Source organism: Sphingobacterium sp. (assembly GCF_039596235.1).
In the GTDB taxonomy this organism is placed as follows: domain Bacteria; phylum Bacteroidota; class Bacteroidia; order Sphingobacteriales; family Sphingobacteriaceae; genus Sphingobacterium.
Map to the genome: position 1 here is coordinate 48,311 of NZ_JBCNKE010000002.1, position 24,234 is coordinate 72,544.

The 24,234-nt window shown below is 42.8% G+C and carries 27 protein-coding genes, 1 pseudogene and 1 riboswitch; of the genes and pseudogenes, 17 read left to right on the top strand and 11 right to left on the bottom strand.

What is annotated here, in order from left to right; translation table 11 throughout:
- The first annotated feature begins 31 nt into the window (after window positions 1-31).
- The 17 genes and pseudogenes from ABDW32_RS04250 to ABDW32_RS04330 all read left to right on the top strand — a co-directional run bounded on the left by ABDW32_RS04250 (window position 32) and on the right by ABDW32_RS04330 (window position 15,112).
- Window positions 32-511 (top strand): hypothetical protein, encoded by a 480-nt coding sequence (locus tag ABDW32_RS04250; protein WP_343559772.1) that lies wholly within the window; start codon window positions 32-34, stop codon window positions 509-511.
- A complete protein-coding gene (locus tag ABDW32_RS04255) occupies window positions 501-1,502 on the top strand; it encodes an ABC transporter substrate-binding protein (protein ID WP_343559775.1) in 1,002 nt (333 codons plus the stop codon). Before ABDW32_RS04250 ends, ABDW32_RS04255 begins: the two co-directional genes overlap by 11 nt.
- Window positions 1,499-2,515, top strand: a complete 1,017-nt coding sequence (locus ABDW32_RS04260; protein WP_343559777.1) for an iron ABC transporter permease — start codon at window positions 1,499-1,501, stop codon at window positions 2,513-2,515. Before ABDW32_RS04255 ends, ABDW32_RS04260 begins: the two co-directional genes overlap by 4 nt.
- Entirely contained in the window at window positions 2,512-3,333 is an 822-nt protein-coding gene (locus ABDW32_RS04265; RefSeq protein WP_343559780.1) for an ABC transporter ATP-binding protein, read from the top strand. The genes ABDW32_RS04260 and ABDW32_RS04265 overlap by 4 nt, the downstream gene beginning before the upstream one ends.
- A gap of 78 nt (window positions 3,334-3,411) precedes the next feature.
- Complete coding sequence (locus tag ABDW32_RS04270; RefSeq protein WP_343559782.1) at window positions 3,412-3,993, top strand: GNAT family N-acetyltransferase; 582 nt, start codon at window positions 3,412-3,414, stop codon at window positions 3,991-3,993.
- Window positions 3,994-4,377: 384 nt separating this feature from the next.
- Window positions 4,378-6,816, top strand: coding sequence for a TonB-dependent receptor (locus ABDW32_RS04275; protein ID WP_343559784.1), 2,439 nt, complete (start codon window positions 4,378-4,380; stop codon window positions 6,814-6,816).
- 121 nt (window positions 6,817-6,937) lie between these two features.
- The gene (locus ABDW32_RS04280) at window positions 6,938-7,339 is read left to right on the top strand and encodes a hypothetical protein (RefSeq protein WP_343559786.1); all 402 of its coding nucleotides are present in this window, start codon (window positions 6,938-6,940) and stop codon (window positions 7,337-7,339) included.
- 159 nt (window positions 7,340-7,498) lie between these two features.
- The gene (gene ureA, locus ABDW32_RS04285) at window positions 7,499-7,801 is read left to right on the top strand and encodes an urease subunit gamma (protein ID WP_075993440.1); all 303 of its coding nucleotides are present in this window, start codon (window positions 7,499-7,501) and stop codon (window positions 7,799-7,801) included.
- Window positions 7,802-7,819: 18 nt separating this feature from the next.
- Window positions 7,820-8,116: pseudogene (ureB, locus tag ABDW32_RS04290) on the top strand (urease subunit beta); the annotation flags it as partial.
- Window positions 8,117-8,190: 74 nt separating this feature from the next.
- The gene (ureC, locus tag ABDW32_RS04295) at window positions 8,191-9,912 is read left to right on the top strand and encodes an urease subunit alpha (protein WP_343559789.1); all 1,722 of its coding nucleotides are present in this window, start codon (window positions 8,191-8,193) and stop codon (window positions 9,910-9,912) included.
- 154 nt (window positions 9,913-10,066) lie between these two features.
- Window positions 10,067-10,651 carry a hypothetical protein gene (locus tag ABDW32_RS04300; RefSeq protein WP_343559791.1) on the top strand — a complete coding sequence of 195 codons (585 nt, stop codon included), beginning with the start codon at window positions 10,067-10,069 and terminating at the stop codon, window positions 10,649-10,651.
- Window positions 10,652-10,659: 8 nt separating this feature from the next.
- Window positions 10,660-11,205, top strand: coding sequence for an urease accessory protein UreE (locus tag ABDW32_RS04305; protein WP_343559793.1), 546 nt, complete (start codon window positions 10,660-10,662; stop codon window positions 11,203-11,205).
- Window positions 11,206-11,218: 13 nt separating this feature from the next.
- Complete coding sequence (locus ABDW32_RS04310; protein WP_343559795.1) at window positions 11,219-11,908, top strand: urease accessory protein UreF; 690 nt, start codon at window positions 11,219-11,221, stop codon at window positions 11,906-11,908.
- 11 nt (window positions 11,909-11,919) lie between these two features.
- Complete coding sequence (ureG, locus tag ABDW32_RS04315) at window positions 11,920-12,558, top strand: urease accessory protein UreG (protein WP_172394679.1); 639 nt, start codon at window positions 11,920-11,922, stop codon at window positions 12,556-12,558.
- Window positions 12,558-13,352 carry an urease accessory protein UreD gene (locus ABDW32_RS04320; RefSeq protein WP_343559799.1) on the top strand — a complete coding sequence of 265 codons (795 nt, stop codon included), beginning with the start codon at window positions 12,558-12,560 and terminating at the stop codon, window positions 13,350-13,352. The genes ureG and ABDW32_RS04320 overlap by 1 nt, the downstream gene beginning before the upstream one ends.
- Before the next feature lie 42 nt (window positions 13,353-13,394).
- Window positions 13,395-14,285, top strand: coding sequence for an urea transporter (locus ABDW32_RS04325; protein ID WP_343559801.1), 891 nt, complete (start codon window positions 13,395-13,397; stop codon window positions 14,283-14,285).
- Window positions 14,286-14,311: 26 nt separating this feature from the next.
- Window positions 14,312-15,112, top strand: a complete 801-nt coding sequence (locus ABDW32_RS04330; RefSeq protein WP_343559803.1) for a DUF2490 domain-containing protein — start codon at window positions 14,312-14,314, stop codon at window positions 15,110-15,112.
- Here ABDW32_RS04330 and ABDW32_RS04335 read toward each other — a convergent pair.
- From ABDW32_RS04335 to ABDW32_RS04385, 11 genes are all read right to left on the bottom strand, one after another.
- A complete protein-coding gene (locus tag ABDW32_RS04335) occupies window positions 15,109-15,996 on the bottom strand; it encodes a helix-turn-helix domain-containing protein (RefSeq protein WP_077435592.1) in 888 nt (295 codons plus the stop codon). The two genes, ABDW32_RS04330 and ABDW32_RS04335, sit on opposite strands and share 4 nt — an antisense overlap.
- Window positions 15,997-16,284: 288 nt before the next feature.
- Entirely contained in the window at window positions 16,285-16,815 is a 531-nt protein-coding gene (locus ABDW32_RS04340) for a DUF1572 family protein (protein WP_343559809.1), read from the bottom strand.
- Window positions 16,816-17,029: 214 nt separating this feature from the next.
- Window positions 17,030-17,773 carry a DUF2807 domain-containing protein gene (locus tag ABDW32_RS04345; RefSeq protein WP_343559811.1) on the bottom strand — a complete coding sequence of 248 codons (744 nt, stop codon included), beginning with the start codon at window positions 17,771-17,773 and terminating at the stop codon, window positions 17,030-17,032.
- Between the two features lie 226 nt (window positions 17,774-17,999).
- Window positions 18,000-18,653, bottom strand: a complete 654-nt coding sequence (gene tenA, locus ABDW32_RS04350) for a thiaminase II (protein WP_343559813.1) — start codon at window positions 18,651-18,653, stop codon at window positions 18,000-18,002.
- Window positions 18,637-19,479 (bottom strand): bifunctional hydroxymethylpyrimidine kinase/phosphomethylpyrimidine kinase, encoded by an 843-nt coding sequence (thiD, locus tag ABDW32_RS04355; RefSeq protein WP_343559815.1) that lies wholly within the window; start codon window positions 19,477-19,479, stop codon window positions 18,637-18,639. Before thiD ends, tenA begins: the two co-directional genes overlap by 17 nt.
- Window positions 19,476-20,108, bottom strand: a complete 633-nt coding sequence (gene thiE, locus ABDW32_RS04360) for a thiamine phosphate synthase (RefSeq protein ID WP_343559818.1) — start codon at window positions 20,106-20,108, stop codon at window positions 19,476-19,478. The genes thiD and thiE overlap by 4 nt, the downstream gene beginning before the upstream one ends.
- Complete coding sequence (thiM, locus tag ABDW32_RS04365; RefSeq protein ID WP_343559821.1) at window positions 20,098-20,901, bottom strand: hydroxyethylthiazole kinase; 804 nt, start codon at window positions 20,899-20,901, stop codon at window positions 20,098-20,100. Before thiM ends, thiE begins: the two co-directional genes overlap by 11 nt.
- 79 nt (window positions 20,902-20,980) lie before the next feature.
- Window positions 20,981-21,073, bottom strand: a riboswitch (TPP riboswitch).
- Between the two features lie 173 nt (window positions 21,074-21,246).
- Entirely contained in the window at window positions 21,247-22,089 is an 843-nt protein-coding gene (locus tag ABDW32_RS04370; RefSeq protein ID WP_343559823.1) for a VanW family protein, read from the bottom strand.
- A gap of 49 nt (window positions 22,090-22,138) precedes the next feature.
- On the bottom strand, window positions 22,139-22,531 hold the full coding sequence (locus ABDW32_RS04375) for a hypothetical protein (protein ID WP_343559825.1): 393 nt from the start codon (window positions 22,529-22,531) through the stop codon (window positions 22,139-22,141).
- A 14-nt stretch (window positions 22,532-22,545) separates the two neighbouring features.
- A complete protein-coding gene (locus tag ABDW32_RS04380) occupies window positions 22,546-23,304 on the bottom strand; it encodes a hypothetical protein (RefSeq protein ID WP_343559827.1) in 759 nt (252 codons plus the stop codon).
- A gap of 132 nt (window positions 23,305-23,436) precedes the next feature.
- Window positions 23,437-24,180, bottom strand: a complete 744-nt coding sequence (locus ABDW32_RS04385) for a dienelactone hydrolase family protein (RefSeq protein ID WP_343559829.1) — start codon at window positions 24,178-24,180, stop codon at window positions 23,437-23,439.
- Window positions 24,181-24,234: the final 54 nt, after the last annotated feature.

Genomic DNA, 24,234 nt, shown 5'->3' on the forward strand with positions numbered 1-24,234 from the left:
CGCAAAGTGTGATGACATACACCACATAACAATGAATAGATTGCCGATAACGATAGATAAAATTGTGCCCCAGTCCCAAGTCAGTACTGATCAGGTAGATCGGGTGTACATCGAATGGTTTGAAATAAATAAACGGCGTTTGACCAGAAATACCTTGTCTGGCAAGACAATCCTAATGCAATTGGAGCAGGGGCAGGAGTGGCATCATGGAGACGCCCTGTACCACAATGGGCAACTACAGGCAATCGTCACTGTTAAGCCGACCTTGGCGATCAGGTTTAACCCTTCGGATTTGGTTCAACTGGCCGATTTTGGTTATTTCGTCGGTAACCGACATCTACCGATTTTTCAGGTTGATCAATTGGAATCGCTCCATTTGCCCTACGATGGTCGACTCTATGAGCAAATTGCAGCAAAATATGGTGCATCTGTCCAATTGGAGGAAGCGGTATTGCTATCCGAGAATCAAATTCGTCAGCAGCTAAAGAATAGCAGAAAGCATGAAAATTAGAATATATATAGTGCTGTTGCCACTGGTCTTGCTTGTATGCTTACTAGCCTGCCAAAACCAACAGTCCAATGCAAGTAAAAATGGGGTGAAGGCCATGGATAGCCGTGGCAAGGAAATTACATTGGAGCGTCCGGCCCAACGTGTTGTTGTCCTATATCCTTCGCTGGTGGATGAGGTTTATATGCTACAGGCCGGCGACCGATTGGTGGGCATTCCCGAGCAAGTCTATCAAATGGAAGATACCTATGCTTTTTTATCAAAATTAGACCCACGTATCGTTCAAAAAAGTATCGCCACCCCAACGTTTGGCGGTCAGGCCAACAATGTAGAAAGCATCGTAAGTCTGAACCCGGATCTTGTCCTGACATTCAATACCGATCAGGATAATATCACACAACTCGAAAACCTGGGTATTCCCGTCTTTACCTTTTCATCGAAAGACGAAACCAGTATCTTTAACGAATTGATCGGGATGGGAACGCTTCTGGACAAGAAAGCACGGGCTGAGGAAATTGTGGAATTTGTCGGCAATGAGGCTAAAAAGATGACGATACCCCTGGATCAACCGCAAAAAAAGGTCTATTATGCCTGGTCAAAGGGACGTATACTTTCGACCTCGGGACGAGGTAGCCTCATCGATATGGCCATCCGCCTATCGGGAGCGGCGAATGCCTGTCCTTTAGAAATGGAAGCGCCAAATGTAGGTGCTGAAACAATCTACAAGTGGAACCCCGATCTCATGATACTATGGAATTCCAAAAGCTCTGATGTTTATAATTTAAAAGAACTGGCCGCACTGCCCGCCGTAAAAAATAAACAGGTATTTGTGATGTCACCTTCTTTTCCTTTTGATCCACATACAGTGAAATTTATGCTCTTTGCCAAACAGGTGCGGCATTGGTGTTTCCCAAATTATACCAAGGAACAGCTTGATCAGGATATGACAATTGCTTTTGAAAAATTATACGGTAAAGCGGGGCTTCTGCAATGATACTTCAACTAAAAAAACTTTTGCTGCTGGTGATATTGCCACTAATGCTGCTGCTGCTTTCGTTATTGATTGGCTCAAGTCAGCATATTGGTTTTATTGAACTCTGCCACCGTATCGGATTGGAACTAGGGCTTTATAAGGCAAATGATACGACAGTATTGATGGATAGTATGGATACCATTTTGTGGCAGGTACGTTTACCGCGGATTTTATTGACCTTTATGGTCGGTGCGGCACTTGCCTCATCAGGAGGGACTTTGCAAGCTATTTTTCGGAACCCAATCGTGGACCCATTTACGTTGGGAATATCTTCCGGTGCTGCTTTCGGTGCCGCTTTAGCCATGCTGTTTCCGCTCTTGTCCGTGAATGTTTCGGCCTTCCTATTTGGTGTCTGTGCTGTGGCCCTGACTTACTTTGTATCCAATGCAGGCTTAAAGACATCTATCATTGGGATGGTTTTGGCAGGAATGGTTATTTCAGGGGTATTTACGGCGATGCTTACCCTGTTACAATATATCAGTGATCCGTATAAATTGCAGGCTATTGTACAGTGGACGATGGGAAATCTCCATACGGCCTCCTGGTCAAAAGTGCAAAACGCCTTTTTACCGATAACGATCGGGTTGATCATATTGGTCTTATTGCGTTGGAAATTGAATTTGTTGGCCCTGGGAGATCAGGAAGCAATTGCGGTGGGTGTAAATCCAAAACTATTGAAATTGGTAATGATCGGGGTTGCGACCATGATCACGGCATCAGCTGTTGCTGCAGTGGGAGTGATTAGTTTATTTGGACTTATTGTTCCCCATATCAGCCGCATGATTTTTGGCCCCAACAATAATATTGTGGTATGGGCGAATATCAGTATCGGTGGAACATTTCTGTTATTGATTGATGATTTTTCCCGTGCAGTCATGCCTTTCGAAATTCCGATAGGTGTATTTACAATGATTATTGGCGCTCCACTCTTTATCTACCTGATGCGCCGGAACGATATTAACTGGAACTCATGAGCAAATCCATCCATATCGAAAATCTATCTTTTGCCTATGGGAAGGATACTATTTTACGGGACGTGAACGTGGCCTTTCCCGAAGGAAAACTTTCGATTATTCTGGGCCGGAACGGTAGTGGTAAGTCGACCATGTTCAATGTTATTGCCGGATTGGAAAAACATTATCAGGGATCGATATTGATCGGTGAAACGGAGCGTAGAAACTGGAAAATCGGTAAATCAAATGGACTTAAACTGGGGTTCTTAAACCAGTTTCATCAGACGACTTTCCCTTTTAAGGTGGCGGATGTTATTTTAACAGGACGGGCATCGTTTTCTCGCTTTTCACCAGGCCGTGAAGATTTTGAGGCTGTGGATGCCATCCTGGAGAAATTTAATCTCGCACATTTAAAACATAAATCTTATACGTCCTTATCAGGTGGCGAGCGGCAGCTGGTCTTGCTTTGTCGGGTATTGGTGCAACAGCCTGATCTGTTGCTTTTGGATGAACCGACAAACCATCTTGACTTGAACTATCAGATTGCAGTGTTGCAGTCCGCTAAAGAACTGGTCAAGGAGGGTACAACGGTGCTCTGTGTGATGCACGACCCCAATATGGCTTATCTTTTTGGCGACCATTTTTATTTGATGCAGGACAATACATTAGTGGATTTACAAGGGATGGATAGAGAGCAGGTTCGGAAAATATTGGAACAGACCTATGAGTTGCCATTGATCAGTTTGGAAAACCAAGGAAAGTGGATGTTTGCACCAATGCTTCAGACACAGGACTGGGCTTCGATAAAATCCTTTGAACTGGATGAAATAAATAAATAGACCACAGCCGGCTGTACACAACCTGCAAACACGATGGCAGCTCCTTGTGGCGACGTGGACGCTAAAAACGAAAATAGTATGAATAAAATAGGTATGCAAAGGACAGATGCAATTAGAAATATCGCGATAAGTACAGTCTCTGTTCAGGACCTCGATACAGTGTTACCTTATGTTATTGAATTTCGCAAACAGCTGTTTCCAATGCTTGACCCGCAAAAGGTGCCCAGCGATTTGCTGAACTTTAGACAGCTGTATTTGGATGAAAAAGCTGGAACATTTCTACAGGCAAGGGACAGCAACGGAAAACTGGTCGGTGTGATCGGTATGCTCGCTTACGACTATCGTTTTCCACATCTGGAGTTAGACGCACGCAAGACTGTCGAGGTTGCTCGTCTTTTTGTCGATCCCGATTACCGTCGGTCTGGACTGGGGACGGCGCTTTTCCAACAATTGACCAAGGTGGCCAAGGAGAACGCAGTTGAAAGACTTTACTTACATACCCATCCTTTTTTGGAGGGAGCCTATGAATTCTGGTCAAAACAGGGCTTCAAGCTTAAAGAGTTTTGTGATGAATCGGGCTTTCCGACAATTCATATGGAGCAAGTATTAGAACAGTCCACTGACGAGAAACTTTTGATGGAACTGGAATTGACAAAATAAGATTCTCAGTTTTGTGAACAAACTTCGCGCGTAATACAAGAAATAAAATAATTCAGCAACAGATAATAAAATAATTCCAGATGAACTGTCCCTGTTTAGAATTTTTTCAATAAGGTTGCCCTAGGAATTTTATACAGGATATGTGTCCTCTGAGCCATGAAAAAATACGGATGAAACTATCATGATTTATTCAGACCGAGCAAAGGGAGCTATAGATGCCACCAAACATACAGTCATTGCTAAAACTGATCGCTTTCTCCCACTAGAAACCGCCGAAGGCAGCATGAACAGAGTGAAACGAGCTCATGAATACCATGAAAATAAATACTTATGAATAATACCTTAAAAGGAAAATCGACTCATAAATAAAAATATTTTATACGGATGAAAAACACAATGAAAGCGCTCGCTTTCGCATTATTGGCAAGTGCTGTCACACCAGTGGCCGCTTACGCCCAACAGAGCTTTATGATTTTTGGGAAGATACAGGATGAAAACGGACACCCGATTCCCGGCGTGACTTTGACACTTGAAAACCAAGGACAAAAGACAAGTACTGCCACGAATGGCGAATTTGCTTTTACTACAGCAACTACCTTTCCCGTACAATTGCGCGCCGAAGCGATCGGCTATAAATCACAGCTTATCCGTATTGATGAGGCTTCCTGGAATTCGAAAAGAGGAGTCCGGCTCATGATGGAAGAGGGCGGGCGGACCTTGGATGAAGTATTGGTTACCGGCCGTCGTAATAATTCCTATTTGACAAACAACATGGAGTTGGGTGGTAAGTTCGCTGGAAAGCTGAAAGACCTACCGCAATCTGTGGCTGTGCTGAGTAAGGAATTTATTGAAGATAAGCAAGCATTTACAACAGGAGCACTGGTGCAGGACCTGGCAGGTGTCACTGAGGCTTCATCGTATGATGATGTGGTGATCCGTGGTTTTAAAAGTGGTTATGAAACCGGAGTCCGTTTGGTAAACGGTCTACGCTCGGGCTATGGTTACGGCAATAGTTACTATAATCCTCCACTAACAATCAATCTCGAAAACCTGGAGGTGCTGAAAGGCCCTGGAGCTTCTCTATTTGGCGATATTGTACCCGGGGGTACTATCAATATGACGACGAAAAAGCCTTTGGAGGATTTTAAAGGTCATGTCAGTTTTGCTGCCGGAAGTTTTGAAACCATGCGCACCACAGTAGATCTGGGCGGTCCATTGGATCCTGCAAAACGAATTCTCTATCGATTTAATGCAGGCTATGAAGATACAAAAACCTTTCGCGATGTGAATCGTCAAAAACGGATGATGCTGGCACCTTCATTTACATTTAAGCCAGCTGCAGGGACAACCGTAGACATCGATGTGGTCTACAATCAGTTCAATGGTTACCTGGATCGGGGAATGGGGATAAAGGAAAATAACTTTTATGCCCTGCCACGTTCTTTTACGTTAAGTCAGCCTTCTGATTTCTATAACTCGAAGACTTTTTCATTGAGTGGGCGATTGGCACAAAGGCTGGCAGAGAATGTGAGCCTGAACCTGAGCTATATGAAGTCCATCTATCAAGAAGATGTCAACGAGCATCGTACGCTAAATACTTTTGCGGATGCCCCGCATAACACCATTATGAATATGCGTTTCTTTGACCGGCATGGTCGGGATTATACCGACAACTTCGTTGGATATATCAAATGGGATCTGCTAGGGGATAAAGTTGACCATCATATTGTTGCTGGAGTCGACTTCGCACAGTATCGTGGTGATAAAGAAAATCAGTTACGGGAAGCCAGACAGCAAACTGTGGATGGCAAAGTGGTGCCCTTGACTTTTGACCTGAACAACCCGACCTATACCACACATGACCTGACCAACTACGTCTGGCGTACACAGGTCGCTTATCCTTTTTTGAGTCCCTATAAAACGACGGGTAAATACATACAGGATCAGATCAGCATTGCGGATCGTTTGAAATTAATTGTGGGGTTGAGACATGAACATTATGCTTCGGAAACTATTGATGGACAGAATCATTTCCATGCTACACAAAATGCCTTGTTGCCCCGTTTTGGTCTGACTTATGGAATCAACAAGCAGATTAATTACTTCGCAAGCTACTCGCAGGGCTTTGTACCGGTAGGCGCTAATTTTATCCAAAACTATAAAGATTATGGTGCTGACAAAGCTTTTGAAGCTGAACGCAGTTTTCAAATTGAAACAGGGCTGAAAACAGGCTTTTTTAAGGATCAGCTGCAAATGGATCTTTCCTTGTTTCAGATCGAGCGTAGAAATATGCTTATTGCAACAGGGACAATCAATGACTCAGGACTGCCAGAGTATAGACAATCTGGAAAAGCAATGTCACGAGGAGTGGAGTTGGATGTCCGCGGGCAGCTGACCAAAGAATTCCAGGTAATGGCAAATTATACGTTTAACCATACCGAAGTGAAGGCCTCCTCTGTTGCTTCTGAAGTTGGGCAGGCGCTGCCGGGAGCACCTAAAAATATGGCCAGCGCCTGGTTAAAATATGTATTTTCCAATACTTCCTTAAAGGGACTTGGCTTTGGTGCCGGAGTTTATTATGTTGATAGCAAACGTATGGACAACAGCATTGGGAAGGATAGCGAAGGAAATGCCCTTTGGGGACAATGGCCTTCTTATACAACAGTTAATACGGCTGCTTATTATCATATCGGTGCCATGAAAATGGCACTTAACCTAAACAATGTATTTGATAAATACTATTTTTTAGGGGGATTTGACTATACACGGGCCTTTGCTGGGGCACCAAGAAATATTATGGTTTCAATCGGTTATTCCTTTTAACAAAAAAAGCAATCAAAGTAGGTTTTTCGACAAATTTAGACTATTTAATTCAAGATTTGTACTAGTGAATGGCCTGCTTTGGTTGTAAATTTGAACAACAAATAATAGGATTGTGAATTCAATGATTAGACATAGTTTAGTATTTTTAGTTTTTCTTTTGAGCGTCCTGCTCCTGAAAGGAATGACTATTTCTGAACAGCTTAAAATTCATAATTCCACCGGTACCTATTTTGGTTTGTCCAGTACACATAAACAAATTGATAAAGGTGCTGACCAACCCGAAAGGGAAAATATAGTTGCTGCTGTACACGATCATGACCTTTATGATGTCAGTGAACAGGTCGACTTAAAAGATGAGTGGAGTAAGCTCCTCGGTCTGAGTGTATTATATATTTGTCTTTTTATATTCTGCTATCCTGTATGTCTCAACATGCGGAATAACAGAACACCTTACATGGATCGACTGATCCTACCACCAAAATACATTCTTTTCCAAAGTTTAAAGATTCCATTTCAGGGATAATCCTTTCCTTTTCTTACAACGCTGAACACTGAAACGCTATGCCGTAAGCATTCACTATGGGCTCCGTTTATCAGGTTTTTTGAACGATTTTTTTAAGTCGTCAGGGCTTGTATTGATTTGTTTTCGACTGAAATAACAATAATTTAAATAATATTTTATATGCATTTATTACCTAGAGAGACAGAGAAGCTATTGCTTCATCTTGCCGGTGAACTAGCGAAAAAACGTAAAGCTAGAGGACTTAAACTAAATTATCCGGAGTCTATCGCATTGATCAGCAGTGAGCTTCTGGAAGCTGCACGTGATGGCCGCACGGTGGCTGATCTAATGCAGTATGGCGCCACATTATTGACACGTGAAGATGTTATGGAAGGGGTGCCCGAAATGATTCACGATGTGCAGATTGAAGCGACTTTTCCAGATGGAACCAAATTGGTGACCGTTCATAATCCGATTCGATAATTGTTAAAAATAGAATTTATGATTCCAGGAGAATTTTTTATAGCGGATGGCCATGTCATCTGCAATGAAGGTAGAGAAGTTACGACGATTACCGTAACAAACACAGGGGACAGACCAATTCAGGTAGGTTCGCATTTTCACTTTTTTGAAGTGAACAAGATGATGGAATTTGACCGTGCAAAAGCTTTTGGTAAGCGATTGAATATTATCGCAAGTACTGCAGTGCGTTTTGAGCCGGGAGAATCCAAAGATGTAGAATTGGTTCCTTATGCAGGTGCCAGAAGAATCTACGGGCACAACGACTTGGTCAACGGTGATACCGAAACCGAAGTCGCGAAAGAAAATGCAATGAAAAAAGTGAAAGAACAAGGCTTTAAAAACAAAGTATCATGAGTTTAAAAGTTAGCAAAGTAAATTATAGTGCCATCTTTGGTCCAACAAGTGGCGATAAAATCCGTCTAGGTGATACCGATATCATTATCGAAGTTGAAAAAGACTACGCTTATTATGGCGATGAAGCCAAATTTGGTGGTGGTAAAACCGTGCGTGACGGCATGTGTCAATCTTCGGTTCACACACGTGACGAAGGTACTTTGGACATGGTGATCACCGATGCGATCGTGATTGACCACTGGGGAATTGTGAAAGGTGATATCGGTATCAAAGATGGTAAGATTGTCGGTGTCGGCCGTGCAGGAAATCCAGATACCATGGATAACATTACGCCAAATATGATTATCGGTGCTTCTACCGAAGTGCATGGCGGATCCGGCTATATCCTAACGCCGGGTGGTATAGATACGCATATTCACTATATCAGTCCTACACAGGTAGAAACAGCCTTATACAGTGGTATTACGACCATGATCGGCGGTGGTACTGGTCCAGCGGACGGAACAAATGCGACTACGGTAACACCAGGAAAGTGGAATATCCGCCGCATGATGCAAGCGGTAGAAGATCTGCCGATGAACTTTGGCTTCTTCGGAAAAGGAAATGTGGGAACCGAACAACCTATTATCGAGCAGATTGAAGCCGGAGCTCTAGGGGTTAAAATTCACGAAGATTGGGGTGCTACACCCGCAACAATTGATAGGGCATTGACGGTAGCGGATAAATACGATGTACAGGTAGCCATTCACACCGATACATTAAATGAAGCGGGTTTCTTAGAAGATACCATTCAGGCGATCAACGGTCGTGTAATCCATACCTTCCATACAGAAGGTGCCGGTGGTGGTCACGCTCCGGATATCATCAAATCGGCCATGTATCCAAATGTATTGCCCGCTTCTACAAATCCGACACGTCCTTTTACAAAAAATACGATTGATGAACACTTGGATATGTTGATGGTTTGTCACCACCTGAGCAAGGAAATCCCTGAAGATGTCGCTTTTGCGGATTCACGTATCCGTCCGGAGACAATCGCAGCTGAGGATGTATTGCAAGATCGTGGCGTATTCAGTATCATGAGCTCAGATTCACAGGCAATGGGCCGTGTAGGTGAGGTGATCACACGTACCTGGCAGACAGCGGATAAAATGCGGAAACAAGTGGGACCGTTACCTGAAGACGAAGGAAAAAACAACGACAACTTCCGTGCACGTCGTTATGTCGCAAAATATACGATCAACCCAGCGATTGCACATGGTATCTCAAAATACGTAGGTTCTATCGAACCGGGTAAAATCGCGGATATGGTTATCTGGCGTCCAGCCTTGTTTGGTGCTAAACCGGAAATGATTATTAAAGGTGGCATGATCATCGCGTCCAAAATGGGAGATGCAAATGCATCCATTCCTACACCACAGCCTATTATCTTACGTACAATGTTCGGTGGCTTGGGAAAAGCTGTGCATAATACCTGTTTCAACTTTGTTTCCAAAATTTCGTTCGAAAACGGTATCAAAGAGGAATACGGCTTAGCAAAAGGCTTGCTTCCTGTAGAAAACTGTAGAAATATCTCCAAAAAAGATATGATCCACAACGATGCTACACCCGAAATTATCGTTAATCCGGAGAACTATGAAGTAAGTCTGGATGGAGAAATTTTGCGGTCACAGCCGATTGATACCGTTTCTTTAGGACAGTTGTATTTCTTGTTTTAAGCTGAATGACTACCACGGGCTTGATCTTGTGTCGGGCCATTATAAATGAAAAACACATGATTAAAACGGTCATGAGCCAAAAGTAGCGCTGATGGTCAATGGGCAAAGTAAGGCTCATGATCGTTTTATTGCCCTTAAAAACAATGATATAGCAATGAAAAATTTAAAAACATTTTTGGGATGTTGTCTAGCAATAGCATGCTTTTCGATACAATCGGCTTCTGCTCAAAAAGGCGGAATCATGCTATATGGTTCGCTCAATTACCATGAAACCACCGCTGGACACCAATTTAGTGCAGCACCGGTAGGCGTAGGCTATTTTTTTAATGACAATATGAATGTGGGGATAAATTATGGGTTCAACAATGCCTATACGAAGGCGCTTGACTTTACAGATCATTCTCATGAAGTTGGTCCATTCTACAGCAACACCTGGCCTTTAGGTGAACATTTTATGTTGATCGGGCAGGTAGACGCGCATTACATCTGGGGCGACCAGCATGTTGTTAATGCATCCGGGGGCATGGCGGATGGAAGCTACAACGGTTTCCTGTTCAGAGTGTACCCGTTGGTGGGGATTAACCTGGGAAAAGGCTGGGCTTTGAAAGCAAAAGTCGCGGAGCTCTCCTACAAGAAGAAGCATGGCAAGGATGCTGTTATTGCAGATGATCATGAAGTGATTACAGGAATCAATGGCTCAACTGTAGGATTGGGATTGTCGAAAAATCTATTTTTTTAAGAAGTAAAATGATTATCACAGAAATCACAAGGAATGTCAAGCGCGAGCAGACCAATAAGCGTCATGATCTGCTCTCGATTGAATGGTATGAATCCACCAAACGTATACAACGTCTTCGTACAGCGGAGGGAATGGATATCGCTGTAAAATTATTGGGCAATACTTCCTGCTTGCAGGACGGTGATATCTTGTATGAAGATGAAGAAAAAATAGTGGTCGTTACCATCAGGCCTTGTGAAGTGATTAAAGTGATGGCAATTGATTTCCTTCAGATTGCTTTTGTCAGCAGTGAAATCGGGAACAAGCATTTGCCTCTATTCGTAGAGGCAAATGAATTGCTGATGCCCTACGAACGCTCCATGTACGAGTGGTTGACCAAAAATGGATTTGACCCAATATGTTGTAAACATCAACTGCTGAATCCACTCCATGCAAACGTAGACCCTAAGCATCACCAAAAGTTGAAATTTTCAACAAAAAATATTCCGCTGTTCATTCAAGAGCAAGAGGATACTGATACAGCGCCAGCCGTTGAATCAACAAATAATGAATAAATAATATATGTCAATGAAAAATACTTTTCTGGGCAAGTTGCTCCATCTCGCAGATCCGACGCTGCCGATCGGTGGATTTACCCATTCAAATGGGCTGGAAACCTATGTGCAGCAAGGCTTGGTCTGTGATAAAGCAACTACTGACAACTATGTCCGCCATAATTTATGGTACAATCTAAAGTATAACGATGCTGCCCTGATGAAATTGGCCTACGAAGCCACCACATCCCAGGATTTAAATGCATTGATCGCTTTGGACCAGGAGTGTACAGCATTGAAGAGTCCAAAAGAGATCCGGGAAGCCAGTAAAAAACTGGGCGTACGCATTTACAAAATATTTAGCCGTTATCAACAACAGGATTTTGTTATTGCCTGGGGCAAATTGATTCAGAAAAAGGAAGTAGATAGCCACTATTGTTTGATGTATGGTATGCTGGCTTCGCTATTGGAAATTCCTTTGGAAGAAGCATTACATGGCTTTTATTACAATGCAGCCATCACCATGGTAACGAATGCCGTGAAACTCGTGCCGCTCGGACAGCTCGATGGTCAGGATGTTCTTTTTGGCCTGCACGATGATATAATTGAGCTCTGTCACGAGACTTTAGCCGTTGAACGAAATTTAGTGGGGCTGTGCAATATCGGATTTGATATCCGCTGCATGCAACACGAACGATTATATTCTCGAGTTTATATCTCTTAAAATCAAATACAATGGAAAATAGAAAATATGTTAAGATCGGTGTCGGTGGTCCTGTGGGCTCCGGCAAAACAGCCTTATTGGAAAGATTGAGCAGACGTCTGATGAATGAATTGGATCTGGCGGTTATTACAAATGATATCTACACCAAAGAAGATGCGGAATATATGGCAAAAAATAGCTTATTACCCCGCGAACGTATTATCGGTGTTGAAACAGGTGGTTGTCCACATACCGCCATACGTGAAGACGCGAGTATGAATCTGGAAGCGGTAGACGAACTGGCTAGCCGTTTTCCCGATTTGGAACTTATTTTGATCGAAAGCGGGGGCGATAACCTGACTTCAACCTATAGCCCGGATCTGGCAGATATCACCATTTTCGTCATTGATGTCGCTGAAGGCGAAAAAATGCCGCGCAAAGGTGGTCCGGCGATTACACGTTCGGATCTGTTATTGATCAACAAGAAAGATTTGGCGCCTTATGTGGGGGCGAGCTTGGAGGTCATGGAACATGATGCCCGTATGATGCGCAAAGGTGCGCCATTTTTGTTCTCCAATTTGAAAACGGGCGACGGTCTGGAAGAGATTGTAGGCTGGATCAAGAAATATGCATTGCTTCAAGATATTGAAGAACCTAATTTACTTCGTTAATGATGATTTGTTCTTTAGCCGTCAAAATAGCACATCGTGAAGGGAAGTCCTTTATGAAGGATGCTTATGTCACTCAACCTTTTCGCATTGTCCCTGTCGGTCAATATCAAAAAGATAATGCGGCTTATTTGATGATCATGAGTTCCTCACCGGGATTATTGGATGGTGATGATCATCAGATCAAAATCGAAGTTGCGCCAGGGGCGAAGTTGCAGTTGCAGACGCAGGCTTATCAGCGTCTGTTTCACATGAAGGGGCATTCCTCCCAAACGATGCAGGTGACTTTGGGTGAAGGTTCCGTGTTTTCCTATGTCCCGCATCCAGTGGTGCCACAGCATTCCTCTCATTTTTTGAGCCACAACATTATCCACCTTGCTTCCAATTGTCATCTACTACTGAGTGAAATCGTGACCTGTGGGAGGAAAATGTCGGGGGAAGAATTTCAGTACAATCATTTTCAGAACCTGACGGAATGTTATGTGAATAGTCGACTGGTTGTAAAAGATAATGTGCTATTACAACCGGACCGTATGCCCATTCAGGGACTGGGCATTCTGGAAGGTTATACCCATCAAGGGACGCTGATTTACCTGAATAGTGCCGGGGTCAGTCCGGAAGAATGGATCGAAGCATTCTATGCGAAATATGGGGAAACCAAGGATGTTGCCTTTGGTATCAGTGCTTTGCAACATGACGGTTTTATCGTGCGTGTGCTGGGTTATGGTGCTGAGCAACTTTATCTTCTTTTTAAAGAGATGCAGCATGCTTTATGGGAAAAATTATTCCTGAATTAAATAACGGGGCTGAATACAATTTTTAAATAACAAATTATTCTAATGAAAAATAACATCCTGGCTTTTGTTAAAGCTGTTTTTAAGGGATTTGGACAGATTATGTTACAGGGTAACATCTGGACTGGAGTCTTGTTTATTGGGGCTATTATTTATGATTCCGCGCTCATGGGGTTTGCCGGGATACTGGCGAACATTGTCGGGGTAATCACAGCGAAATTGATGAAGTTTGACGAGGACCATATCAATGATGGGCTCTTTGGATTTAATGCCACATTATATGGGATTGCACTGGTCTTTTATTTTCAGGCTAATATCTGGGTATGGGCCTCCTTGATTATCGGTTCTGCATTGACCACGATTTTAATGGGCTTTGCACTGAAGAAAAATATTCCTGTATTCACCTTTCCTTTTATCATGATCACCTGGATTGCCTTATATGTATTGAGTATTCCAGAATTGGCTTTACGGACCGTTCCAGAGCACTTTGTGGATATTGAGGAAATGGACGACTTCCTAATCGAGGGGCATGCCTTCGGTCAGGTTATTTTTCAGGGTAGCTTAATTGCGGGATTGATCTTTTTCATTGGCGTTTTTATCAGTAAGCCAATCGCTGCGTTATATGCTTCTGCCGCTGTAATTATTAGCGTTTATATATCGCATCACGGACATGAATCAACCGATATGACCAACAACGGCATCTTTAGTTTCAATGCGGTTTTATGTGGAATTGCTTTGAGTGGGCAACGCGTCAGAGATGGTATCTATGTACTCATTGCAGTTATTATCGCAACCTATTTTGACCATTTCCTGATCCACAATGGTTGGACGACGCTGACATTTCCTTTTGTGGTCGCGATGTGGGCAATGGAGCCTGTCAAACGATTGGACAATTGGTTGGTAGCTAAATTTTCCGCGGCAGCGGAGACTTCTTAGTCTTTTTTTTACTAAAATTTTATCTGATGTTGAAATTTCGTTTTATAAATCTATTCCCAATAATGCTCTTATTGGGAATTCATATAAGCACCGTATATGGGCAGGTAAGTCCGCCAGGGCTTGGTAAAGCCAAAACGGCCTCCTGGTCGGTGTTGGGCCTGCGACGCAAGTTGGACAGTGCCGGAACAAAGGAGGCACTGACCTATATCGGCCTGGGAACCAAAAGCACACCCGAGGACTCCAATCCTTTTCATAAGCAGGCCATCTGGGTATTGAATCATGAAGTCTATCACAAATTTGCACCGAATCAGCAATATAGCTATGCGCTTAGCTACAGGCGCCAAAATGTATATGATGAAAAAGCACCCTTCCACAATGAAGGAGTGGAACAGGAATTCCGATTGTATGGACGTTATGCGTATACGCTTAAGCTGGCTGAATGCTGGAAATGGAAAAATACACTGCGGCAGGAGTTCCGGAAATTTTTTACGGCAGACTTTCACAAAGCAGAAGAGAATTTTCAGTTTCGAACCCGGTTGAAATCACAGTTGAATTTTAAAATATCCGATAAGAATAAGCAGGAACTGGCACTGAGCGCTGAAGGGCTTTTTGCGATCAGTAAACTGAATGAACCGGATGCCTGGTCCAGCTTTGGTTACAAGGAAACGCGTTTGGGCTTTTACTACATGACAGATATTCCAAAGACAGCATTACGATTGGATGTTGGCTATATGAATGATCTGATCAAGGGCTACGATCAGGTGGATTTTGGTGTGCATTATCTGGCTGTCGACCTCATCTGGAACCTGCCTTACCATAAACATTAGTCTGCCATAAACTTATGTTTTCGATAATCACTGGGTGAATACCCGGTGATTTTTTTAAATAGTCTCGTGAAATAGGAGGGTGACTGGAACTTCAATTCGAAGGCTATCCCCGCAATATCCCTCGTGGCATCCTGCAGAAGGATCTGGCTATGCAAGATGCTGATTTCAGTAATCCATTGCTTAGGTGGCTTATTGGTTGCTTCCTTCACACATTTGTTGAGGTAGTTTTCGGAGATATGCAATAGATTGGCGTAAAACAAGACATTTTTATGGTCAATATGGAACTTTTGGACATATTCCCGAAAGCGAAATGCGATATCCAGTTGTCTGCTCATCGGTGCCTTGGTTTCAATATCCGATTTGATAACCTTCAATAAGATGCACTGCATCATCGAGATGCATACCTCCATGACACGACCTTCGGTAAAAAGCTCTTCCTCCAAAAGAATCAGCATTTGCTGAATCCAATTGGCAACATGCGGTTTTAACGTCGTGAAGGGATGGGAATTGAAAAATTTGATGTCATTGATGCCAAGTTCGATATCAGTGACAATTTCATTTTCATAAACGACAAAAAAACCTTCAACATCCTCCGATATTGCTAATGTTGCGGTGATATTACCTTGCTTGATATTGATGACCTGATTTTCAGTCAGCGTATAGGAGGCTGATTCCAGGTGTTGTGTCAGGGAACCTTTCGTGACGAAAATTAGAAAATTGAATGTAGTACGATAAGGAATGACCGGCATTAAAATGCTCCGGAGATAATTTTCAATTCGATAGACCTGAATTTTATTTTCGTTAAATAGATTATGTTCAGAAACATCAGGTAAGAATAACTTTTTATACTCGTAATTGTTGATGATCTTAATCGAATTTTTCATCTTTAAATAATTATAAATTACCTGTCTACGCTCAAGTGGATCAATGAACTCCCTGCACTTGCCATTTGTTTTACAATCCTAAACAAGCTAATTCCCATGGGCTTGGATCGTAAAAGAATTAGTAACGGTAGATCATACAAATATAATCAATTCTTTGCTAAACAACACTTAAAACAGTATCCTCCATGAAACGTTTTAATCGGATTTGTAGTATCCGATCGCGATTGAAAATTTAGCAGAAAACGCTGCCCAATTATCGGTTGGACAGCAATCGTCGATCGTTATAAGTTATACTTTTTTGCTTTGATCAAATTTTTCCCGGTTAAAATCTGCAGATTTTCCTTTTGGAATGGACAGCGAAGTCCATTGCTCATCCTGGCACATTTTTCCGATGTAAACAATCTGGCCAACGTGATAGGGGTAGTGGGCAAGTTGGCGGTGGATGGCTGCCAATACGGTATGTCCTTCTCCGCGGATAAAGACTGTTTTCGTCAGGTCTTGCTCATTTAAAGACTCAAGTGCTTGAAATAAACAGTCCCAGCCTTCGTTCCACAGTCTGAGCAACTGTGCCCTGCTCATCTCGGTAGGCTCGAATTCCATATCGCGGTTTCTTCCCTCTTTTTCACCGTCAGAATGTAGAAAGTTCGTCCAACGCGAAAGCATATTCCCATGGAGGTGTTTCACAATGAGCGCAATACTGTTGCTCGAGGGATTGAATTGCAAGGACAATTGCTCATCCGTCAATTGAGCGAAAGTCTTGTCTCCCAAAGATTTGAATTCCCGAAATTGCTTGAGGCTACTTGCTAAAAAATTATCCATTGGATTGTGTGTTATGTGTGCTTGTGTTTCTTAATACAAGATACAAAAATATCAGCTAATTTCTGCTGAACAGGTTGTTGAAGAGGGGGAGCCAATCCAGTTTCTGGTTGATGAGGAGAAAAAGGAGAAAAAAGGTGGCACAGGGGAAGGTGCCACCTTTAGCTAACTAAACATTAAACATATAAACAGTCTTTTTTAAAGACCTAAACTAAAATTAGATAACAATTCGGCCACTTGTCGATTTGTCAACTTGGACATTTCGTGGCTTATTTTTTAAGGATATCTTTGCCGAGGTAGAAACTTTACCGCGCAGATTATCCTTAACACTTAGGGTTACACCTGAGGATGTGCTGGCATTCACCTCCGCATTGTTTGTTGTAAAGGAAGCCATGTCCACTGATGCGGAGGAATTGATACTTAAGTCCAAATTCGTCGCACTTCCAGCAATTTCTTGTTTTGAAGAACTTGTTGAATTCACCGTCAGATTCTTTGCACTTACGTCGGTCGTTAATTTGCTTGAGGAACTTGTCGACAGCGCAATATCGTCGGCAATTAATTTTTTAAGCGAAATGCGGGCAGACGAAGAGACACTTACAGCTATTTTGCTGGCTTTTATCGTTTCGTTGCTGTAGATAGATCCACTCGAAGAAGCAGAAAAACTTGTCGGAATTTTACTCGAATATACCGTTACACGGTTGTTCCTCGCATTTCTGATCTGTGAGTTTCGTTTATATTGTACATGTAATACGCCATTTTTTACATTGGTTTCGATCAGTGACAGATGCTCCGCATTATCCGCTTCAACAACAACTTCATTACGGTTGGAGTGAACATAGTCAACACGTAACGAAGTAGCTGCCGAAATGCCATCCGGAGCGGAAATCTTACGGGTTTCACGTTCTTGTGCCTGAGCCACATATAAAAATGAAATAAAGGCGATGGTTAAAATTCTTTTCATGATTTTTGTTTATTAGTAGTTTTTAATTTTATGCGATTATAATTTTAATTTTAATGTCGAAAAGCAGCCTCATTTCCTTCCTTACGTATATAATAGTGGTGCCAAAATTCAAAAACTATTTAAATTATTGATAAACAGCTATTTTAGTTTTTAGGCGTTTTTTCCTATTGCCCATTTTTGAACAACTGCTGTTCGTTATCGAACAATTTAACTGTTGTTTCTATGCTTACCACATTCTTTTCTCGTAAGCTGCCTGCCAGAAATGATATTCCAGTCGGGAAGCTGTTACAAATACTTGTCGCATTTTCTCCCGATTTGTTGCAGTAGTTTGTTCAGAAATTTGATCAACATAATTTTTAGCTTTGTTCACGCCCTCCGCGAAGTCCTCACCACTATAGGTATCGATCCATTTGGAATAGGGATTTCGGCTGCCATTGGCGATCGAAACGATGTTGTCACCAACTTCTTTATAAATCCAAAAACAGGGCAAAGTCGCGGCCATAGCGACTTCAATAGGTTCAAATGCGGCTACACTTTTTAAAAAATGCACGTAATGGTGGCAAACGGGTCCTATCTTGTTGTCGCCTTCCGGATCCAGACCAAATTCTTTAAAATAGTTTTCATGGAGCGCTTTTTCAACGATAAGCGCGTTACGTCCAAATTCAAAATAATCCAGAGCTTGTTGATTGTCTGTACTTTTTGCACCGATAAAGGCTAAAACGCGTCCAAATTCCTCCAGATAGAAAGCGTCCTGACGCATATAGAATTGAAATTTGTCTAACGGTAGACTGCCATTACTCAGTTCGGAAATAAAAGGCATGGTTAGGATATCAGCATAAATTGGTCTTATAGCATCCCAGGCTTTATCGCTCCATTTCATGAAAAATAAGTTTAGAAGGGTTGTGAAAATGATTAAGTGGGCCATTTCCTTTGCCAATCACGAGATCCTTACTTCCTTTGATTGCCTCATGGACATAATCTAAAGCCGTAGCGACAGCCGCCGCAAGCGGGAAATGCTGCGCTAACTGGCTCGCTATAGCCGAAGAAAGCGAGCAGCCGGATCCATGCGTATTTTTGCTGTCAATTTTTTGTGATTTAAATGCCATTGGCAATGCATTTTGCTGAAAGAGGAGGGAGGTCAGCTCGTTTGCCTGGAGATGTCCGCCTTTAATAAGAACTGATTGGCATCCTTTTTCAAGAAGTTCATCGCCCGCCTTTCCCATTTCTTCGACCTTAGCTATGGTCCTTCCGACAAGTACGCTGACTTCATCCAGGTTGGGCGTGATAATCGAGGCTTGTGGAAAAAGTAGGTCAACACAAGCTTGAATGGTATCATCATGAATTAACTTGTGACCACTTGTCGACACCATCACGGGATCAAAGACAATTGTTCCACGGTATTCCTTCAAATAGCTGCTGATCAATTCGACAAGTTCAACCGTGTGAACCATCCCGATTTTAATCGCATCCGGATAAATATCATCGAAGATCGCATCCAGTTGTTCACGCACAGCTTGGGTCGGTATCTCGTAAATATTCCGCACTCCTTGCGTGTTTTGCACGGGTAATGCCGTTAAGGCGTTCATGGCATAACATCCAAGGGCTGATATCGTTTTCGTATCAGCTTGGATACCGGCTCCGCCACTGCCATCAAACCCCGCAATGCTCAGTACAGTGGGCACTGTATATTTTTTCGTTATGTTCATATTAATAATGCCTTTAATTGAGCACTACGCGCTCTTGGATTTTTACTTTGGCAAATTGCCGAGACGACCGCAATGGAATCTGCGCCAGCCAGCCAGGCACTTGCACTGGTATCCAGGTTCATACCTCCGATGGCGATCAAGGGCTTTTCAGTTAGATTACGTAACTCAGCCAGTCCACTGATTCCCCAGGTTGTAATAGTGTCTGTTTTTGTTTTTGTTGGAAAAATTGGGCTGACTCCAAGATGGTCTACAGCGGCCATCTGTTTGCTATCAAGTTGTATCTGATCTTCAAGCGACCAGCCAATTTGAAGACGCTGTCCGTATTTTTCCCTTATGGCTAAAGGTTGACGATCGTTTTGTCCGACATGCACCCCCCATGCCTCGATTTCAATCGCAATATCCACGGCATCATTGATGATTAATGGGATTCCATAGCGATCGGTAAGCTGTTTTAGCTTCTTGGCTTTTTCTAGAAACCCTGTCGGCGTTTCGTTCTTTTCGCGTAACTGAATAATATCCACACCGCCGATTATGGCTTCTTCGGCAACATGGAGCCAAGGGTTTGGGTAGCAGTCCCGTTCGGAGATCACCAGGTACAAGGGGTAAGGAAATAGGGGATTAATTGCCATAATGCTTCAAGTTGAGATGCATCCGGATACGCTCTTCATTCAGCAGATAGAGCTCATCATAGAGGTTCATCTGTAAGGAACCAGGACCAGCGGATCGCGTTGTTGCCAGTTCACCAGCTAAGCTCAAAAGGGAGACACCGGCGGTCGCGGCTTCAAAAGGATGGTCTGAGACGGCTAAAAATGCACCGATGAGTGCCGTCGCGCTACAACCGAGTCCGGTAACCTGGGTCATCAAGGGGTGCCCATTGTGTACCTCAGCGGTATGCTGATCGGACAGGATATAGTCTACCTTTCCGGAAATGCAGATGATAGATCCCAATTGTTCTTGTAAAGCCTTACCAAAGCCGATAGCGGCCTTGCTGTCAGCAGTGCTGTCTACACCTTTGGTATTGACCTGGTTGAAATTGTACAGGCTCATGATCTCCGATGCATTTCCCCGTATCACAGTTGGCTTTAACTCCAGGAGATTTGCCAATAAGTCATTGCGAAAAGCAGATATTCCCGCTCCCACCGGATCCAAGACCCAAGGGCGACCAATGTTATTGGCATGTTCTGCTGCTACAAGCATGGACTCGGCGGTAAGTTCACTCAATGTACCGATGTTAAGGACCAATGACTGGGCAAGGTCAACAACCTCGCGTACTTCGGATGGACTGTGAACCATGACTGGGGAAGCCCCAAGAGCAAGGAGCGCATTGGCGGTGCTATTCATCACCACCAAATTTGTAATATTATGTACAAGTGGTTTTTGTCGTCTGACCTGTGCTAACAGATCGATAATTAATTCTTCCATTCCTTTTTGTTCACTATGTTTGTAAGTGGCTTTGTCAGGAAGAAATGAGACAGATGGGCTGTCCGGTATACCGTAGTATACGTAAGCGGTTGCTTTTCCCTACGCCGGTATAAACCGGATCAGGTTCGAAGGGACTATCTCAATTCTATACAGAATACCCCCAAAGCCATATCAAATTTAGACAAAAAAAAGGACTTTTTATAACCCCTGTTTTATTCGGTCCCCGAACAGTAAAAATGACTGTGAGCGATTGGACTGAGATTTTCAATATGAGCAGGGAAATAGCCCGAGCCGATAATTGGTACAGGATAATGTCAAAATGATCTCGTGCAACGAAGCTGCTTGTTAAGAATTCATATTGTCTTGAGCAGGCAATTCCGTGTAGTCGGGTGGGGTATAAGTGACGCGGGCAAAATTTTTCGTCAGGAGTTCCGTATCAACAACCTTTCCACCCTGAAATTTCAGGAATTTTTCCCGCCAGATCTCATTTTTTCGATAGAATTGATCTCCTATTTTAAGAAATTGATGTTCTTTTTCAATGACGTGATAGGCAAAATCGAGCTCCTGATCGATCCGGAGCTCACCTTCAAGGCATTTTTCAGTAAACCAGAGATTGATCTGAAATGTATAGGGCGTATTGTTGGTAAACTGATAGTCCCGATAATTGTAAAATACTGTTGCACCGCTTCCAAAAGGCAATACACGGCCATCATCGGGAAAAGGATCAAAAGAATGATGATAACGCTCTGTGACTGTCAATGGGCTATGGATAACCAGCCAATGGATCAGATTGGAGATCTGACAAATTCCACCACCGATACCTGCGCGTGCTTCACCGAAAGACAATTCCATCCCGGGAAGATAGCCTTTCTTTTGTGTGGGTTGACCCACCAGTTTACAGAATGAAAAGGTTTCACCAGGGCGAATCAATACACCGTTAATTTGCTTTGCCGCAATCTTTAGATTGGCCACTTTATTGATCTGCAGCTGCATATTGTTTTCTCCCAGCTTTTTTAATAAAACAGACTGGTGTTTTTTGATGCGGTACTGCAGTGTTGTTGTAGACTTGGTTTTTGTGTACTTTTTATTATCCAATAACCAAATGGCTTTTCTTTGTGTCCTTCTTGCCCAGACAGCAAGAAAATATAGCAAAGGGTGACGTTGACTTATTAATTTCCGTTTTTTCACTAATGACGAATAATTGTTTATTGCTTCTTCCTATTTCAGTTTGCACATTTTAGTTGTGGAGAATGGAGGAACCTTTCTTTGTTTGTATGGTTTTTGAGGTGATTTTATGCTGTTTATCAAATACAGTACTCTCGTATTGATAATCGCCCATGTCTTTTGATACTATTTTCAATTCCAATGTATTATCGCGATAAAATAAATAGGTCGTTTCATTGCCTTGCAAAGCTATTTTGGATTCAGCAGTGAGCTTTCCGGTTGTGTCAAAGACCTGCCACGAAGAGAAATTCTCTGCTGTTGGGTCATCATACGCATACAATCTACGGGTTTCGATCGTGTCATTTAATCCCGAAACTTCCTCAATAAGCTGCCCATTTTCGTTGTAACGGTAGTCGATCCAATGCATCCGTTGGTAAACGAAATGAATAGATTCCTCCCGGATCAATTGATATCGATTATTTAAATGCTGGATGGAGGCGGACCGCCGCTCAGGATCTGTAATGAGAATAGCATGTGGTAAGTATTGATAAATTGTACTCGAGGACCATTTGCTGTTTCAAGATGCTGTATTGAGTCAACTAATCCCCATTTGTTGTAATAATATTTGGTGTAAAAATTGATCCCATTCGACAAATTGTTTGTGGAGAGCTCTCTGCCTTGCTGATAGACCTTCGTAATCATGCTACTGGGTTTTTCGAGGTTCTCCCCTGTAAAGGTCTGCGAAATATAAGTGCCGTCATATTTTCCTTTTTTCTGCGTGGAGTAGATCGGAAGATTGGACCGGGAAATGATGGCGGCAGCATATTGCTTGGACAGTTTAAACGTAATAGCAGCTATGGAATCGAAGAATAGTTTCGCATCGTATTTAAATGATTTTTGAGCTGTACTTATTTGCTTATTGTTTGTCAATATTGGTTTTGCAGCCTGGAGATAGCTTTGACTGTCATAGATCACTTTCGGTCGGCTCTGGCCATCAAACAGGATCATGGCATTACGTTGTTTGAGAGTCGGTACATCAACTGTCCACTTACGCTTGTTGACAACAAAAGTTAATTTTTGGGCATCTGTTTTTGAGACCAGGAGTTTGGTGGTACTATAGGGAACCTGTCTAATAATTTCATTTGCCTTTTGATCATGGAGACGCATCGCGAAATCCGTTGATTTGTCAGACTCGTTAGTAACGAACAGGATGGCTTGGGTAGGCGCTCCTATTTCCATTGACTTTACCGTTTGGGATCGTGCCATAGTCGTACAAAACAGGAGCGCCAATAACTGGAAAATAATCGGGTGGGCCGCTATTGATCTGGAATGGCAGTTCATTTGGATAGGGAAGCTTGGGTTTTATATATTCTAATTTAGTACTTCTTTTAGGAATAATAAAGTATGCTCCCAGGCACGTTTGGCCATGACAGGGTTATATTCTGGGGATTCCGGATTGGTAAAGGTATGGCCGGAATTGGCATAGGTAATGATCTGCCAGTCCGCCTTTCCTTCGTTAAGTTCCTTGACCAATCCGTCATAATCTTCTTTTGATACACTTTTATCAGCGGCAGGATGTTCAACCAGTACTTTTACATTGATCGCTGCATTAGGTCTGTCCGCCGATTTGGAGAGCCCACCATGAATACTGACCACAGCGGCGACAGGAAAACCAGCGCGTGCTGTTTCCAGCGCTCCGGTTCCGCCAAAGCAATAACCGATTACAGCAATTTTTTCGGGATCAGCTCCCGCTTCCTTCAATTGTTTCAGCGCAGCCGCAATGCGCTGTTGATAGGCCTTGTAGTCTGCTTTATAATGGCCAGCAATTTTCGAAGCTGCCGTGTTATCTGCGGGGATATTTCCTTCACCATAGATATCGGCGATGAAAGCAATATAACCTTCTTTTTCAAGTTGCAAGGCCGCTTGTTTCGCCTCGTTATCTATGCCTTTCCAAGCGGGTAAAATAAGGACCGCAGGCCCTTTTTTATTTGCATTGGACGTGATAAGCCCATTCAGTTGCTGTGTTCCGTCTTTGTAAGATACCTGTTTTAACTCCTGTGCTTTCATGCTCATGGTAACCATAGTTAATAGAAAAAATGTCAAAGCTGTTTTCATCTGTTCTTAATTTTATTAGCCATTAGATGGGCTGTGTGATTAAAGATAATACTG